The sequence below is a fragment of the Streptomyces sp. NBC_00454 genome (genome assembly GCF_041434015.1).
GTDB lineage: Bacteria > Actinomycetota > Actinomycetes > Streptomycetales > Streptomycetaceae > Streptomyces.
The window spans coordinates 6,602,691-6,618,490 of sequence record NZ_CP107907.1 but is presented as its reverse complement, the minus strand read 5'-3'; the positions used below and the strand labels follow the sequence as shown (position 1 = coordinate 6,618,490).

The 15,800-nt window shown below is 74.1% G+C and carries 8 protein-coding genes and 1 pseudogene; 3 read left to right on the top strand and 6 right to left on the bottom strand.

Annotated elements, in window-relative coordinates:
* Positions 1–14: 14 nt before the first annotated feature.
* From OHU74_RS30195 to OHU74_RS30180, 4 genes are all read right to left on the bottom strand, one after another.
* Positions 15–509: an isochorismatase family protein gene (locus tag OHU74_RS30195; RefSeq protein ID WP_371618789.1), complete on the bottom strand. Its 495-nt coding sequence runs from the start codon at positions 507–509 to the stop codon at positions 15–17.
* On the bottom strand, positions 436–1,659 hold the full coding sequence (locus OHU74_RS30190) for a glycosyltransferase 87 family protein (protein WP_371618788.1): 1,224 nt from the start codon (positions 1,657–1,659) through the stop codon (positions 436–438). Before OHU74_RS30190 ends, OHU74_RS30195 begins: the two co-directional genes overlap by 74 nt.
* 182 nt (positions 1,660–1,841) lie before the next feature.
* On the bottom strand, positions 1,842–3,557 hold the full coding sequence (metG, locus tag OHU74_RS30185) for a methionine--tRNA ligase (RefSeq protein WP_371618787.1): 1,716 nt from the start codon (positions 3,555–3,557) through the stop codon (positions 1,842–1,844).
* Positions 3,558–3,795: 238 nt separating this feature from the next.
* Positions 3,796–6,486, bottom strand: a complete 2,691-nt coding sequence (locus OHU74_RS30180) for a hypothetical protein (protein WP_371618786.1) — start codon at positions 6,484–6,486, stop codon at positions 3,796–3,798.
* A 314-nt stretch (positions 6,487–6,800) separates the two neighbouring features.
* Between OHU74_RS30180 and OHU74_RS30175 the strand changes: the two genes are divergently transcribed.
* Both OHU74_RS30175 and OHU74_RS30170 read left to right on the top strand, forming a co-directional pair.
* Positions 6,801–7,328 carry an RNA polymerase sigma factor gene (locus OHU74_RS30175; protein ID WP_371618785.1) on the top strand — a complete coding sequence of 176 codons (528 nt, stop codon included), beginning with the start codon at positions 6,801–6,803 and terminating at the stop codon, positions 7,326–7,328.
* 854 nt (positions 7,329–8,182) lie between these two features.
* Positions 8,183–8,881 (top strand): annotated as a pseudogene (locus OHU74_RS30170) (IclR family transcriptional regulator C-terminal domain-containing protein); the annotation flags it as partial.
* A gap of 403 nt (positions 8,882–9,284) precedes the next feature.
* On the opposite strand, the gene OHU74_RS30165 reads toward OHU74_RS30170, so the two are convergent.
* Positions 9,285–10,892, bottom strand: coding sequence for a serine/threonine-protein kinase (locus tag OHU74_RS30165; RefSeq protein ID WP_371619861.1), 1,608 nt, complete (start codon positions 10,890–10,892; stop codon positions 9,285–9,287).
* 224 nt (positions 10,893–11,116) lie between these two features.
* On the opposite strand from OHU74_RS30165, the gene OHU74_RS30160 reads away from it, so the two are divergent.
* A complete protein-coding gene (locus OHU74_RS30160) occupies positions 11,117–14,320 on the top strand; it encodes an NACHT domain-containing NTPase (RefSeq protein WP_371618784.1) in 3,204 nt (1,067 codons plus the stop codon).
* A gap of 15 nt (positions 14,321–14,335) precedes the next feature.
* Here OHU74_RS30160 and OHU74_RS30155 read toward each other — a convergent pair whose 3' ends face one another.
* Positions 14,336–15,475: an agmatine deiminase family protein gene (locus tag OHU74_RS30155; protein ID WP_371618783.1), complete on the bottom strand. Its 1,140-nt coding sequence runs from the start codon at positions 15,473–15,475 to the stop codon at positions 14,336–14,338.
* Between the last annotated feature and the right edge of the window lie 325 nt (positions 15,476–15,800).

Below are 15,800 nucleotides of genomic sequence, written 5' to 3'. Positions count from 1 at the left end.
CGGCCCGGGGGGCTTCAGGTCCGGGTGTAGGCGGCCGTGTCGCGCACCTCGCCGAACCTGGGGAAGATCCGCTCGACGGTGAACTCGTGCTCGTCGGCGGCGAATCCGGACATCGCGTCGGCGACGAACTCCACCTCGTAGCCGTGGTCGCTCGCGGCCCGCGCCGTGGACTCCACCCCCATGGTGGTGACCAGCCCCGCGAACACCAGGGTGTCCACGCCCAGCTCGCCCAACCGGTCGTGCAGATCCGTTCCCTGGAACGCCCCGACGGCCCGCTTGACGACCGTGACGTCTCCGGGCCGCACCAGCCCGTCGGCGAAGCCGCTGCCCGGCGGCTGCTCGGCCACGTTCGGCCGGTCCACCCGGACCAGGACCACGGGACGCCCGCCCGCCCTGAACGTCTCGGCCAACCGGCGGCAGCGTTCCAGTACTTCGTCACCGGAGTGCGGCGCGAGGGGCAGGGCGATGATGCGCGGCATCAGGTCGACGAGGATCAGCGCGGAGTTCATGGGAGCGATGGTAGGCCAGGGCCCGGGGCCGCTCCGGCACGGTGAACGAGCGGGCCCAGAGGCACAGGAGCACCGGGAGGGCGAGGTAGCCGAAGCGGGTGGCCGGGGCCAGGGTGAAGGCGAGGGCGAGGCCGATCGCGAGGCGGTCGGCGGCGGCCACCACCGTGCGCGGCGGGCGCACCACCAGGGACAGCGCGACCGCGAGACCGCCCGCCCCGAGCAGGGCCACCGCCATGTACCAGCCCCACGGGCCCAGTTCGGCCAGCAGGTGCCCCGGCAGGGGGCTGCTCGCCGGGGTCGCCACCTCGGCCCGGCCCGTGGGGAAGGCGAACACCTGCCGCCACAGCTCCGCCGGCTGGAGCAGCGCGCCCGGCAGGATCAGCGCGGCGGAGCCGAGCACCGCCACCAGTGCGCAGCGCACCGCCGCGCCCCGGCCGCTGCGGACGGCGAGCAGCGCGACCGCCACCGCCACCGCGGGCAGCGCCGTCCACTTCAGCGCGCACGCCCCGGCGAGTACCGCCCCGGCCAGGACCGGCCGTCCGGCGCCGGCGGCCGCCAGCGCCAGGCACAGCAGCCCGGCCAGCGGCAGGTCCACCCCGCTCACCACCAGCGGCAGGGCCACCACCGGGGAGGCCACCAGCAGCGGCAGCCGTCCCGAGGCCGCTCCGCCGAGCAGCCGGCGTCCGGCCCACATGCCTGCGAACAGGGCGGCCGCACACCAGAGCCGGGCATCGCCGAGGGGGCCGCCCAGGAGGGCGTGCGGAATGCCGAAGACCGCCATGCCCGGCAGGTACGGGGTGTACTCCTCGACCCCGGCCGGGTGGTCCACGTAGAGCCGCCCGGACTCCAGCAGGAGCCGGCCGGAGCGCTCGATGACCATCACCTCGGACTGGCCCTGCCCGCTCAGCACGAGCCAGAGGAGCGGGACGGCGATGGCGCCCGTCAGCGCGGCGGCCACGGCGGCGTGCGGCCGCCGTACGGCGAGGGCCGCGGCGGCGAGGTATCCGGCGGCGGCGCACCAGCCCCAGAGCCGGTGCGGGCCGAGGGAGGAGAAGAGCGGGAAGGACAGCGCCCACGCGGCGGCGAGCAGCAGCGGGCCGACGGTCCGCCAGGAGGCGCGGGAGGGGAGGGATGCGACGGGAGGGGGCATGCCTTCATTGCAGCCGCCGGGCCCCCGCCCGGTCTGCACGGTCAAGTGGACGGTCCGCGGTGGGGTTTCCCCTACCGTGGCCCCTACTGCGCCCCCTGTCGTGCGGGGGAACGCCGCAGGGGCGCGACCCCAACGGGTCGCGCCCCTGCGTCAGTTCGCTCGGTGCCGTCCGGCTCCGGGGCTCAGGCCTCCGGGTTGCCGCCGAACCGCTCGCGGTAGGACTCCAGGTCCTCTTCGGTGACCCTCGCGAAGAGCACCGGCGGCACGGTGAAGGGCGTTCCCGTCGGCACCGCGTCCAGGGACTTGGCCTGCTCCGGGGTGACCCACGCCGCCGTGTCCCCGTCGAGGGCGAACGCGGAGCGCATGGCGCGCGCCGAGGCCGGGATGAAGGGCTCGGAGACCACCGAGTAGAGGTGGATGAGGTTCATCGCGGTGCGCAGGGTGAGCGCGGCGCCGTCCAGGTCGGTCTTGACCTCCAGCCAGGGGGCCTTCTCGTCGAGGTAGGAGTTTCCGGCCGACCACAGGGCGCGCAGCGCGGCGGCCGCCTTGCGGTACTGGAGGGCCTCCATGTGGCCCTCGTACTCCGCCAGCAGCTCGGCGATCTGCTCGCCCAGCTTGGCCTCGACCTCGCCGGCCGGGCTGCCCGCCGGGACCTCGTCGCCGAAGCGCTTGAGGGAGAAGGTCAGTACGCGGTTGACGAAGTTGCCGAGGGTGCCGCCGAGGTCCTTGTTGACCGTGGACGCGAAGTGCTCCCACGTGAAGGAGGAGTCGTCGGACTCGGGGGCGTTGGCGATGAGGAAGTAGCGCCAGAAGTCGGCCGGCAGGATTTCGAGGGCCTGGTCGGTGAAGACTCCGCGCTTCTGCGAGGTGGAGAACTTGCCGCCGTAGTACGTCAGCCAGTTGAAGGCCTTGACGTAGTCGACCTTCTTCCACGGCTCGCGGGTGCCGAGCTCGGTGGCCGGGAACATCACCGTGTGGAACGGGACGTTGTCCTTGGCCATGAACTGCGTGTAGCGGACGTCGTCGGCCTCATACCACCACGACTTCCAGTCGCGGTTGGCCGGGTCGGCGTCGGCCCACTCCTTGGTCGAGGCGATGTACTCGATCGGGGCGTCGAACCAGACGTAGAACACCTTGCCGTCGGCGGCCAGTTCGGGCCACGTGTCGGCGGGGACCGGGACGCCCCAGTCGAGGTCGCGCGTGATGGCGCGGTCGTGCAGGCCCTCGGTCAGCCACTTGCGGGCGATGGAGGAAGCCAGCTGCGGCCACTCCTCCTCGTGCTCCGCGACCCAGGCCTCGACCTCGCCCTGGAGCTTGGACTGGAGGAGGAAGAGGTGCGTGGTCTCACGGACCTCGAGCTCGGTGGAGCCGGAGATGGCCGAGCGGGGCTCGATCAGGTCCGTGGGGTCCAGGACGCGGGTGCAGTTCTCGCACTGGTCGCCGCGGGCCTTGTCGTAGCCGCAGTGCGGGCAGGTGCCCTCCACGTAGCGGTCCGGCAGGAAGCGGCCGTCGACCGGCGAATAGACCTGCCGGATCGCGCGCTCCTCGATGAACCCGTTTTCCTGGAGCTGGCGCGCGAAGTGCTGGGTGATCTCGCGGTTCTGCTCCGAGGAGCTGCGGCCGAAGTAGTCGAAGGACAGCTCGAAGCCGTCGTAGACCGCCTTCTGGGCGTCGTGGGCCTGCGCGCAGAACTCGGCGACCGAGAGGCCGGCCGCCTTGGCGGCGAGCTCGGCGGGGGTGCCGTGTTCGTCGGTGGCGCAGATGTAGAGGACGTCGTGGCCGCGCTGGCGGAGGTACCGGGAGTACACATCCGCCGGAAGCATCGACCCGACCATGTTGCCCAGGTGCTTGATCCCGTTGATGTAGGGAAGCGCGCTGGTGATCAGGTGTCGAGCCATCCTCGGATGCTCCATTTCATATATGCCGGTTACAACGTGACGTGCGGTTCATCGTATCGAACCGCCGAAACGCCACGTGCCGCATTTCTTCGGGCGTGGACGGGGGTGGCCGCGGGCGGCCGTAACGCAAAAGCGAGGGTGGTGACCTCTGCGTCACGGCCCTCGCGCTGCGGCCATGGTACAGCGGGGACAGGTGGGACCCGACCGCCGTCCAAGGGCCGGCGCTCCTGATCGTGCTTCAGTCCCTGCCGCCCGCGCCGCCGTCGATCGCGGTGATCCGGGCGCCGCTCGCCAGGCTGCCCGCCAGGGCGACGGGAGCGCTCTGCGGACCGGCGAGGGGCACGGTGAGGAACCGGCCGCTCGCCTCCGCCCGGACGGCGCCCTCCGCCGTGATCCCGGTGACCTCGCGACTGCCGGCCGCCAGCAGGTACCAGCGGCCGGCGGGCGAACGCCACCGGGTGCCCGCGAGCAGGTGCTGGCCGAAGCGCCCGCACGCGGCGGTCGAACGGGCCCGCGCCACGTCCTGCGGGGGCCCGGCGGGCGGTCGCAGCTGGACCAGGACGTCGCCCGGACCGGCCCAGCCGGAGGCCCGGGTGCAGGACCAGACCGCCCGCCCGGCGCCGTCGGGGAGCTCGGAGTCGGCGAAGTCCCAGATGTTGACGGCCCGCACGGCGGCGCCGCGCAGCTCCCGCAGCCGGCAGGCGACCGCCGCCCAGGCCGCCCGCGCGGCGGGGCCGGTGGCCTCGCGCGGCTGGCGCGCGGCCACGGCGGCCGGGCCGTCGGGCAGCGGTGTGTAGGTCAGGTGTACGGGGGTCAGGGCGGCGCCCGCGTCGGCGAGGACGAAGGAGTGCTTCTCGACGATGCGGGCGGAGGAGGTCAGCTCCAGCGCGGGCCAGGAGTCGCAGGCTCCGCCCGTACGGGGTACCGCGGTCTCCTCGGTGACCCCCTCGGCCGATACGGCCAGGGGCCCGGCCTCGTCCCCGGCCCGGAGCAGGTCTCGGGTGGCGGCCTTCGCGATCCACGGCGCGAGCAGGTACCGGGCCCGGCCCCCGTCGCCGCCGGACCGGCCCAGTACCAGCGCGGCGGCGGTGGTCACGTCGGCCCCGTCGGTACGGGCGAACGCGAGCTCCCGGCCGCGCGGCCCGTCGGCGGCTTCGGCGTAGCGCACCACCCGGTCCGCGTCGAGCAGCAGGACCACGGCCCGCCCCGCGGTGTCCCCCGCGTACAGGAGCTGCGGCGCGCGGCCCGGCAGGTCGGTCGCGGTGCCCGGCGCGGCGGTGACCGCCACCTCGCGGGGCCGGGCCGCCCAGGCGGCCAGGGCGCGGGCGAGGAGTGGCCGGTCGGCGGTGCGCCCGCCGCGCGTGGGCCAGGCGGTGAAGTCGACCCGGGCGGTGTCCGCCCAGGCCCCGGCGGGCACCCGGACCAGCCGGGCGGGATCGAGCGCCCCGGCGACGGCCGGTCCGGCGAGCGGGGTCGCCTCGGGGCGCGGCGGCGACCCGTCGGCGGCCAGGATCCCGGCGGCCAGGACCAGCGCGGCCACGGCGGCCTGGGCCGCGCGGGTCCGGCGGCGCCGGCGCAGCAGGTCGGTGGGGCGGGCGCTGACCACGCTGGCGTCGAACTCCGGGCTGCGCGGCGCCCGCAGGAGCGTTTCGCCGAGGACTCCCCCGGTTCCGGTCCCCTGCGGACCCGGCCCGCCGGCCCACCCGGCCGCCTGACTGCCGGTCCAGCCAGCCGCCCCGCCGCCGGTCCAGCCGGCCGCCTGACCGCCCGTCCAGCCAGCTGCCTGACCGCCGGTCCGATCCCCGGCCCGGCCACCGGACCGATCACCGGACCGGTCGGCAGTCCGCCCGGCTGCCCAGCGGCCGGGGTCGGCCCCGGCCGAACCGGCGGGTTGCCCGCCCGGCCGGTCCCCGGTCCGGCCCGCAGCCCGCTCGACCGCCCACCCCTCGCTCCCGGCCCCGGACTCCTCGCCGCTCCGGCCACCGGGTCCGTCGGCGGCCGGGGCATCCGCTCCATCGACAGCCCGGGCTCCACTGCCACCGGCGGCCGGAGCACCGGACCAGCCGCGACTCCGGCCATCGCTCCGGCCGTCACCCCGGCCTCCGCTCCCGCCGTCACCCCGGCCACCGCTCCGCTCACCGGGCCGGTCGGCGTCAAGGCCTCCGGCCGGTTCGCCGGTCCCGCCGCCCGGCCGGGCCGCATCGCGATGCGCGGGCAGGCCTGCCGACCGACCGCCGCTCGGGCCACCGGACCAGCCGGCAGCCCGCTCCGACGTCCACCCACCGGTGCCGACCCCGGCCCCGGCCCCCGCTCCGGACCCGGCGTCCGGCTCGGCGCCGATCCGGCCCCCGCCCGGGGCGGTCCCGGCTTCCGGTCCCGCCCCCGCCGGAGGCACCTCCGCGCGGACCGCCAGCGCCTCGCGCATCGCGTCCGCCGGGTCCGTCACCCCGGCCGTGCCGAGCAGCCGGACGGCCGTTTCCTCCGGCAGGCCGTCGATGCGGTGGAGCACGAAGGCGGCCCGGACCGGTCCCGGTGCCTGCCCCAGCAGCCGGGCGGCCTCGTCGATCCCGCCCGCCGGGGGCCACAGCCGCAGCCCCCACACGAAGGGCGGGACCGGGGGCCACCCCAGCGCGGCCGCGGTGACGCGGGCCCGGCCGGTCGGGGCCAGGCTCGCGCGCAGGACCCGTACCCGCACCTCCGCGAGCGGGCTGCCCGGGCTGTCGGGACCGGCCGGGGCCCCGGTGCTGCCGCGCCCGCCGCGGGGCAGGGCACGCTGGACGGCCTTGTGCGCCAGGAGGACCCGGGTATGGCGGCCCAGGGAGACCGGGAGGGTCACGTAGGCGAGCCGCACCAGTTGGGGGTACTGCTCGACGAGGACGGCCTCGGCCTGCTCCACGGCGGTGGAGCGGAATCGCTGTGTTGTGCCCACGATCCGACAAACGAGTGAATCTTGGGATGGTCACACGCTGTGCCCCTGCGACGGAGGTGCGAAACGGGCGCACGGGATTGCGGCATATGCGTTTGCGCTGGTTGGACGCACGTGCGGTCGCCTTCGATCACCGACCGATCATCACCGAACGTAATTCCTCCAGCTTTCGTCTCTGCGCCCTCCGAGTGCGCCCGCGCTGATTTCCTTGGGCCGCGCACACGGGATGGGGTGGAGCGGTGAGCGATGGCAGCGGACCGGAGGAGTCCGGTGGCGGGGCCGTGGGTCTGCCGAGCCGGCGAAGGCGGCCGACTCCCATGACCCAGTGGGATTCGACGGCACGCCTGTCGTACTGGGCCTTCCACGCCGACCGGCGCCCGGCCTACATGCGGTTCGCGTACCTGCAGCTGGGTACCGACGCGGCGGCCGAGGAGGCGGTCGACGCGGCCTTCGACTCGATCATGGGCGAATGGCTGCGGATGCTCCACATGGACCGACTCGACGCGTACGCCTGGACCGTGCTCAAGCAGCGGATAGCCGACCGCCAGTACCGCCGCACCCCCTGGCCCGAGCCGATGGACATCAGTGCCTTCGAGGCCGCGCTCAAGGAAGCCCCCGTGGAAGCCGACCAGTACGAGGTGCTCACCGACACCATCCGGTTCTACTCCGCCGTCTCCCGGCTCGCCGAACGGCAGCGCGACACCGTGCTGTTGAGGTACGGGCTCCAGTGCACCCCGGGCGAAGCCGCCGCCATGATGGGCGTGGACGAGGCCACGGTCCGCTCGCAGCTCGGCCAGGCGCAGCGGCGCCTCGCCCGGCTGCTCGACACCTCGGCCGAGTCATGAGCCGGGGCAAGAGCCGCGGGACCAGGCGCGAGGACGGCGGACTCCCGCGCTCCCTGGACGACTTCCTGGCGCGGGCCGGCGTACGCGACCGCTATCCGCACTACGACCTGGGCGCGGCGGAGGCCCGGCTGCTGCGGGGCGACGGTGGCGGCCGCGGCGACCGCTCCCTGGCTCCGGCGTCACCGCAGCCGGTCCCCCGGCGGCGCGGAACCCACGGCCGGCGCCGGTCGTTGGGCTGGTGCGACCCGGCGCGCGACGTGCCGCTGGACTCCGAGCGGGCGGGACACGACCTCAAGGCCGCCTGTCTGGCTTCCGTTTGCGCGCCCAAGGCCCGGGAGCGGCTCGACGCGTTCCAGACCGGCGGCCACGCCGATCTGCCCGGAGCCGTGGTCTTCGGCTGTCTGCTCCACCTGGCCGGACTGCGCGAAGGGGCCCGCTTCTGGTGGCAGTTCGCGGCCGGGTCCGGCCGGTCCCGGACCACGCACGCCGCGTACTGCCTCTTCCTCGACCACTCCCGGCGCGGAGAGCACCACGACGCCCGGATCTGGGCCCGTGAACTGGGCCGCCGCCGCTTCCGGCCGGGCGGTCCCCGGGACCTGCGGGAGGTACGGCTGTGCGCGCAGGCGGCCGTCCTGCGCTACGTCGACCAGCTCGACGACCCCGACCTGGGCCCGGTGCCACTGCCCAAGCCGGGGCTGTCCCGGGTGCTGGAGGCCTTCCTGCCCCCGTCGGCCGCTCCGGTGCGGCCGCCCGAGGACCGGCCGGCGAAGAGCCCGGGCGCGGGCCCGCTGCGCCACCCTTCGCTGACGGCCGCGGCCCGCGGCACCGTCGTACAGCCCGGCGGCGGCGAGGCCCTGGCGCAGGCCCGCCGCGCCCTGGCCCTCGTACGCGTCCTCGAACGCCGGCCGCTCGGCGTACGGACCGGCCGGCTGGGGCGGGAGGCCGGCCTGGCGGAGGCGGAGCTCGGGCCGCTGCTGTCGATGCTCTGCGAGGAGGGGTACGCGTACCGGCCCGGCGTCGGGGTGTACGCCCCCGGACCGGCCCTCGGCCGGGGCCTCGCGGGTCAGCTCCAGCACACCCTGTCCCTGGCCAGGGACAGGGCGGGCGCGGCCGTGTACCTCAGCCGGTACGCGGAGGGGGAGGTCCGCATCACGCAGATGGCGGACGGGCCCGGCGCCCCGCCCGTGCGGGAGTGGGTGGACTTCCGGGACGCCGCGCACGCCAGCGCAGTGGGCAAATGCCTGCTGAGCCAGCTCGACCACGACGGCCGCGCCGACCACGTGGCCCGCCACCGGCCCGCCCGGCTCACCGAGCGGACCATCACCGACAGCCGGGCCCTGTTCACGGCGCTCGACGCGGTGGCCCCGGGCTCGCCCGTCTTCGACCTGCGCGAATACTCCCCCGGCGTGGTCTGCGCTGCCGTGCCCCTCGCGCTCGGCGACACGGTCGGCAGCCTCGCACTGTCCCTGCCGGGCGCCCACGCGCACCGGCTGCGGCCGGCCACCGAGGCGCTGCGGCGCAAGGCCGTCCCGGTCCTGCTGGCGCTGCTGCTGGCGGGGGCGATCCCGCCGGATGCCGCCCCCGGAGCGGATCCCGTCACGGACCCCGCCGCGGACGCCGGACCGGGGCGGGACGCCGGCACCGGCCCGGGCGCGGACCCGGACGCCACGGAGCCCCGGGAGCCGGGGCCGCAGCCCGCGGCGGAACCGGTGCCGGTCTCCGCGGAGACGCTGCGCCACCTGCGCAGGCTCTTCCGGACTCCGCTGACCCGGGCCGCCCAGGAGGCCGACGGGCCGCACCTGGTCAGCGACAGCGCCTCGGAGGCGGCGTACCTCTTCGACGCACCTCCGGACGGGGACTTCCCGGGCCTGGCGCTGCCCCGCACCTTCGCTCCGCTGGTCCCGGGCAGCCTGCGGACGGCCGAGGGCCTGGTGGTGCTGCGCACCTGAGCGGCCGTCAGGGAGTTGTGGAACCGGGCGCGGCCGGGGCGCCGGGGGTGAAGGTGGCGACGAGAGTGTCGAACTGGCGCTTCACCTCGGCGCGTTCGCTGACGGGCCCGGAGACCCAGACGTCGTACATCCGGCCGTTCTGGTCCCAGCAGAGGTCGTAGGTGTGCCGGGGCCCCTCGGCCGCACTGAAGCCGTTCCAGGTGAACTCCCATAGCGCGGCGGACTGTCCCTGATGCGTCGTGGAGACGACCTTGCCGTCGCGGTAGCCGGGGTTGGTGTCCGGGCCGTTCGTGTGGGACTGCCGCATCACGCCGAGCGGCCCGCCGGGTACCGGCATCTTGACCCGGATCCCGATGCGGAAGGCGCCGTCCGGGGAAATGTAGAAGACGCGCTGGTCGTCGGTGGCCCGCTGGTACCCCTCGGGTACGGCGACGCCGAAGCCCTGCGGGTCCCGGACCGAGTGGTACCCGGCGGGCAGCGCGCCCGGCACCGTACCGGGCTGCGGCGCGCTCAACGCCGGGCTCCCGCCCAGGCTCGCGCTCGCCGCCGGACTGCTGGAGGGCGACTGCGGCGCGGACGCGCCGGGGACCCCGGTCGGGACCTCCCGCGCGGATGCGGCATCCGGCTTCCCGTCACCGAACAGCGAGGTGGCGGCCACCGACCCGGCGGCAGTCAGGACCAAGGCCGCCGCGATCAGTCCGAAGCGCAGGACAGGGCGGGCGGTCGCGGGCTGGCGCAACGTCAACTGATCAACGGCCGGAGCCTGTTCGGAGGTGTCACGGCCAGTGAGCGCCTCGTCCACGGATGCCCGGCCCACGGCCGTCCGGTCCGCAGGCACCCGGTCGGCGGTCGCGAGGCCGCCGCTCCCGCCGGCCAGGTAGGCCGACAGCAGCCGCTCCGCCTCGGGCCCAGTCGTCCGGCGCTCCGGATCGCGTTCCAGCAGGCCCCGGATGACCGGGAGCAGCGGGCCGGCCTGCGAAGGCGGCCGGATCTCGGCGGACACCACGGCGTGCAGGATCCCGCCCAGCGAATCGCGGCGGAAGGGCGACTCCCCGGCCATCGCGGCGCACAGCAGCGTGCCGAGCGACCACAGGTCGGAGGCCGGGCCGGCCTCGGCGCCCTGCATCCGTTCGGGGGCGGTGTATTCGGGTGAGCCGACGAAGCCGCCCGTCTCGCTGATCGTGGTGGCTCCGGAGAGGCGGGCGATGCCGAAGTCGGTGAGCACCACGCGGCCGGTGCCCGCCTCCATGAGGACGTTGGCCGGTTTGACGTCGCGGTGGAGGACGCCCCGGCCGTGGGCCGCGGTCAGGGCGCCGAGCAGGGCGAGCCCGGTCCTGGCGGCCTCGATCGGGGTGAGGGTCTTACCGGCGGAGATCAGGCCGGCGAGCGATCCTCCGTCGACCAGTTCCATGACGATGCAGGGGCGCCCGTCGTGCTCGATGACGTCGTGGACCACGACGACGTGGGGGTGCCGGACGAGCGCCACGGCGCGCGCCTCGCGCAGGGCGCCGGCCGCCGCCGCGCCGCCGTCCTCGTCGTCCTCGCCGACGTGGAGCACCTTGACGGCGACCGGCCGCCCGAGCAGTTCGTCGGCGGCCCGCCAGACCGTGCCCATCCCGCCCCGGCCCAGCCGCTCTTCCAGGCGGTACCGCCCGGCCACCACGACACTGCCGCGCGCCTCGTCCTGTGCCACCGCTCCCCCTCACCTGGTTCCGGGCCCATGATGCCGCAGCCCGCCCCCACTCGGCCCGGCTCTGCGCACGCGTATCCGCCGGTGGGGCGACATCTCGGCACCTTAAGATCGTGCGGGCACCGATCACAGCTCTACGGGGGGCACACGTGGAACCCACAGCCATCGGACTGAAGCTGGCATCGTCCGTCATCGGCCCGCTCGTGAAGAAGTTCTTCCTCGCGGACGCCCCGGGAGCGGGCCTGGTCGACAAGCCGATCCGCCTCAGCGGCTACGTCTCCTTCAAGGGCGAGAAGCGCACCCTCACCGAGTCCGACGTGCGCGGCCTGGCGGCCACCCTCGTCGAACAGGCCCTGCGCACGGGCGAAGGCCGCATCCCGGCGGACGAACGGGAGGCCGTCACCGACGCCCTCGCCGCGACGCTGCACGCCCTCGGCGACCTCACGATCACCGATGTGGACGCCGTCCGCCTCGGCCCGGAGGCCTTCGCCCGCGAACTGCGCCGCGCGGGCGGCCGGCCGGAGCGCCACCTCTCCGCCGACGCCACCCACTTCTACGAGGCCCTGCTCGCCCTCGCGGCCCGCCACATCCTGGAGTTCTTCACCCAGCGCAAGACGTTCGTGGCCCACGCGCTGGTCCGCCAGACCCGGGATCTGGACGAACTGACTGCGAAGACGGACGAGTTGATCCGGCGGACGCCGCTGCCCGACGCCGCGGACCTCGCGTTCGAGGCCTCGTACCTGCCCTACGTCGCGAAGAAGCACGGCAAGCTCACCATCTACGGGATCGACCTCAAGAACTCCCCGACCCGGTGGCCGCTGGACGTGGCGTACCTGAGCCTGGAGGCGGCGCCCCTGGGCGGGGCGGCGGCCGACTCCCCCGAGGACGTGGAACAGGGCGCCCGGCTCCTGATGCACCGGCCGCCGGAATCCCAGCCCGCGGACCAGGTGCTGGCCCGCAAGCACCGGGTCCTCCTGCGCGGGGAGGCGGGCTCGGGCAAGACGACGCTCATCCAGTGGCTGGCGGTCTCCGCCGCACGCGAGGAAGAGGGGCAGCCCGCGTACCTGCGCCACCGGATCCCCTTCGTCCTGCCGCTGCGCACACTCTCCCGCCACGGCGGCCCGCTGCCCACCCCCAAGGAGTTTCTCGGCGCGATCGGCTGCCCCCTCGCCGGCACCCAGCCCGCCGGGTGGGAGCACCGGGTGCTCGGCGCCGGGCGGGGACTGGTCCTGATCGACGGCATCGACGAGATCCCGGAAGCCGAGCGGGCAAGGACCCGGCGCTGGCTCCGCGATCTGACCGAGACGTACGACGGCGACAACCGCTGGCTGGTCACCTCCCGGCCCTCGGCCGTGGGCCAGGACTGGCTCGCCGAGGACGGGTTCACCGAACTGGCGCTGTCCTCCATGGGCCCGGCCGACATCGCCGCCTTCATCCGGCGCTGGCACGCGGCCGCCCGCACCGGGACGGCCGAGGACGCGGACCTCGACGGGTACGAGGCCCAGCTACTGAGAGATGTCCGCAGCAAGCCGGACCTGGGCCTGCTGGCCACCAATCCCCTGATGTGCGGGCTGATCTGCGCGCTCCACCGCGACCGGCACGGCTATCTCCCGCACGGGCGCAAGGACTTGTACGAGGCCGCGCTGTCGATGCTCATCAGCCGCCGCGACCGGGAGCGCGACATGCCGGTCCCCGACCTCCGCGAAGAGCCCCAACTGGACCTGCTGCAGCGGCTCGCGTACTGGCTGGTCAAGAACGGCCGGACGGAGATCGACCGTTCACAGGCCGAGGACATCATCGCCCGGGCCCTGCCCGCGATTCCCGAGGCGGCCGCCATGGGCGACGCCGTGGCCGTCTTCGACCACCTCCTCCTGCGCAGCGGCCTGCTCCGCGAACCGGCCCCCGGGACCGTCGACTTCGTCCACCGCACCTTCCAGGACTTCCTCGGAGCGCGGGCCGCCGTGGAGGAGGGCGACTTCGGCCTGCTCACCGCCCACGCCGCCGACGACCAGTGGGAGGACGTCATCCGCATGGCGGTCGCCCTGGCCCGGCCCCGGGAACGCGTCGCGCTCTTCCAGGATCTGCTCTCCCTGGGTGACCGCACCGACGACCGGCGGACCCAGGCCCGCGTCTACCTGCTCGCCGCCGCCTGCCTGGAGCACGCCACGACGCTGGATCCGGCCGTTCGGGAGGCGGTGGAGGAACGCATGGCCAGGCTGATCCCGCCGCGCAACGAGATCGAGGCCCGGGCGCTGGGGGAGGTGGGTCCGCTCATCCTCGGCCTGCTGCCCGGCCCCGAGGAGCTCGACCCGCTGGACGCCTACTACTCGGTGATCGCGGCCTCGCACACCGGATCGGACACGGCCCTGGATTTCCTCGGCCGGTTCGCCGAGCACCCGTTCCTCTCGCTCCGCAGCCAGCTCATGTGGGCGTGGTCCCGCTTCGACAGCGCCCGGTACGCGGACGAGGTCATCGCCCGGCTGGATCCGACCTCGCTCGACTACACGGTGACGTCCGACGAACAGCTGCAGCATCTGGAGCGCCTGGGAGTCCTGCCGGGCCCCCTGGACGTCAGGGCCGGCGTTTCCACGGACGCTCTGGGCTCGTACCTCTCCCGGCACTCGGTGACAGATCTCAAGATCGCCGACCACCCACTGACGGATCTGGGGTTCCTGGCCGGACAGCCGGGGCTCGAATCCCTCGAGCTCTCCGGCTGCCAGCGCCTCGTCGATCTCTCCCCTCTTGGGGGCCTCCCGCTCCGGGACCTGACCATCGACTCCTGGGCACCCATGGATCTGCACGTATTGGCACGGCTGGCGGAGCTTTCGAGTCTGACGGTCAACGACTCGGCCGACATGAGCTGGTCCGTGGAAGCCCTGCATCCGAGTGCGCCGCTCCGGCACCTGCGGCTGCTCGGGGCGGTCGGCTCCGAGGAAGGCCTCCGGGGACTGAGCCGCTTCACGGAGCTCACCTCCTTCGGCATCGGGTTCGGCCGGCTCTCGACCGAGGACTGGCAGGAGCTCGCCCGTCTTCCCAGACTCCAGATCCTGACCCTGGACGCGACCTCGTTCGCGACGCTTCCCGGTGGCACGGTCCTGGCCCACGTCGTCGCATTCCACCTCAGTGACATCCACGGGACACGGGTCACGCAGCAGGCGTTGAACCGGCTGCCGCGCGCCTTCCCCGCCCTGCGCTCCTGTCGGTTCATCGGCGACATGACGGACGGGGGTTCCATCGACGTCTCGCCTCTGGCTGAGCTCCCCGGCCTGGAGTGCTGGATCGAGGCCCCCCGGTCCCGTCTCGACGGTCTCGACTCCCTGCCCCCTTCCGTGAGGGTCGAGACGGTCGTGTGACCCCGCCGCCCGCGACTACGCCGCCGGCTTCCCCGGCTCGTCGTGCGTGGAGCAGTGGATCCCGCCGCCGCCCGAGGCGATGGTGTCGATCTTCACCATGACGACCTCGCGCTTGGGGAAGTGCTCCTGGAGGATGCTCTTCGCGCGGGCGTCCGCCTGGGCGTCGCCGAATTGCGGCATGAAGAGGGAGCCGTTGGCCACGTAGAAGTTCGCGTACGTGGAGACGAAGGCGTCGCCGCGGCCGGTGATCTTCTCCAGGTCGGGCTGGGGGAGGTCGACGACCTCCAGCTTCTTGCCGCGGGCGTCCGTCGCTTCCTTGAACACCGAGCGCGCCTGGTCGGCCGCGCGGGACCAGACGTCCGGCGGGGAGTCCGCGTGCGCCTGGTCCAGCAGGACCACGCCGGGCTCGGTGAACCGTACGAGGCTGTCGACGTGCGCGTCCGTGATGTCCTGGCCGCGGACTCCGGCGAGCCAGATGACCTTCTTGATGCCGAGGGTGCTCTTCAGCTCGGCTTCGATCTGGTCCCGGCTCTTTCCGGGGTTGCGGTTCTTGTTGACCACGGAGCTCTCGGTGACCAGCAGCGTGCCGACGCCGTCGGTCTCGAAGGAGCCGCCCTCGGCGACCAGGGGAGCCTGCACCCGCTGGATGCCGTACTTCGCGAGCAGCAGCTTGCCGACCTGGCCGTCGTTGCGGTGTTCCTGCTTGTTGCCCCAGCCGCTGAAGTTGAAGTCGATGCCGAGCAGTTTGCCCGGCTCCTCCACGAACACCGGTACGGTGTCCCGCGCCCAGAGGTCGTCGACCGCGAGCGGAATGACCTCGACCTGCGATCCGCAGGCCTTCTGCGCCGCGGCCACCTGCTCGGGGCGGGCCATCATCACGACGGGCTCGTACTCGCCGACCGCCCGCGCCACCCGGGCGATGTCCTCGCGGACTCCGGGGAGCATCTCGCCCCAGACCCGTTCCAGGGCCGGCCAGGACATGAAGGTGCGGGCGTGGCTCTCCCACTCGGCACCGAAGCGCCGGCCGTCGCCCGTGTCTCCGGGGGCGGGGCTGTTCTCGGCCTCGCCCGGGTCGGAGGGAGCGCAGGCGGCGGCTCCGAGGGCGATCGCTCCGCCGATTCCGGCGAGGGAGCGCAGTGCGGTGCGGCGGGACATGGGGGGATTCAACACAGGAAGCTCCGGCATGCGACTGGGGGCTACAGGGGGCGCTGGGGGACGCCACTGAGCAGGCTGTCCGTCCGTGGGTGCGGTCGGCCTAGCTCTAGCGTGCGTGCGCAGCGGACGGGCGGCGACACGGCCCGTGCCTCGAAAACGGATCTCGAAAGTGGATCTCGAAAGCAGGATGCGGAATGACGGAATGCGGCATTTGCCGATCCGACCGGCCCCACTGTTGCACTGACTAGATATTCAGTCAATCCACCCCTCACCCGAGGGGCCGGGCTGCGGGTAGGGTGTCGGATCGTGGCTGACCGTCGAACAG

Coding starts and splice junctions, on each gene's coding strand:
- OHU74_RS30195 (WP_371618789.1), bottom strand. CDS start 509: ATGAACTCCGCGCTGATCCTCGTCGACCTGATGCCGCGCATCATCGCC.
- OHU74_RS30190 (WP_371618788.1), bottom strand. CDS start 1,659: ATGCCCCCTCCCGTCGCATCCCTCCCCTCCCGCGCCTCCTGGCGGACC.
- metG (WP_371618787.1), bottom strand. CDS start 3,557: ATGGCTCGACACCTGATCACCAGCGCGCTTCCCTACATCAACGGGATC.
- OHU74_RS30175 (WP_371618785.1), top strand. CDS start 6,801: ATGACCCAGTGGGATTCGACGGCACGCCTGTCGTACTGGGCCTTCCAC.
- OHU74_RS30165 (WP_371619861.1), bottom strand. CDS start 10,892: ATGGGCACGGTCTGGCGGGCCGCCGACGAACTGCTCGGGCGGCCGGTC.
- OHU74_RS30155 (WP_371618783.1), bottom strand. CDS start 15,475: ATGTCCCGCCGCACCGCACTGCGCTCCCTCGCCGGAATCGGCGGAGCG.